Genomic DNA, 567 nt, shown 5'->3' on the forward strand with positions numbered 1-567 from the left:
TGGGGATCAACCTCATGAACTGGCACCAGCATCTTAAAAGCAATGGTGGGGAGTTATCTTTTCAGCTTTGGATTGAAGAAATCCTCAAGTATGCCATTGCCCTTTTTTTAATCCTCTATGTGGATGAGATTTTTGATGCCTTATCTTGGTTATTCAATGTTATTATTAAGTTAGTAGCTAAGAATGCTACAGATCCCTTCAGTTCTGAAGCACCAGATCTAAAGGGAGTTAATGCAATCGTAAAAGCTATGCTTCAATTCATTTATTGGATTGTCGATTTTATCGGTCAGATCTCGACTAAGTTGTTGATCTTGTTACGCTCCTTTACGCTTTACACGTATAAGGGAATCGCTAAAATTATTGTCGCTTGTTACATGGTGGATAGCTTACGTCCGATCTGCCTCGGTTTCTTTAAGCTCTATGCTGCTGCTGTCCTTCAGGGCTTGATTCTAGTGGTTGTGATCATGCTTTACCCAGCTATTGTCACTAATGATCTCCTGACAGTTGAGAAAACTGGAGCTTGGACAACTGCCTTAGTTGCGATAGCTAAAGGAATTATTTACATTA

Annotated in this window: 1 protein-coding gene; it reads left to right on the plus strand. The window is 39.7% G+C overall.

Translation table 11 applies throughout. The annotated features are described in order from the left end of the window. Positions 1–567 (plus strand): hypothetical protein (locus CBI42_RS11155; RefSeq protein WP_094753979.1); only part of this gene is annotated, 567 nt, incomplete at both ends.

It is taken from the genome of Streptococcus sp. KR, from assembly GCF_002238115.1.
GTDB lineage: Bacteria > Bacillota > Bacilli > Lactobacillales > Streptococcaceae > Streptococcus.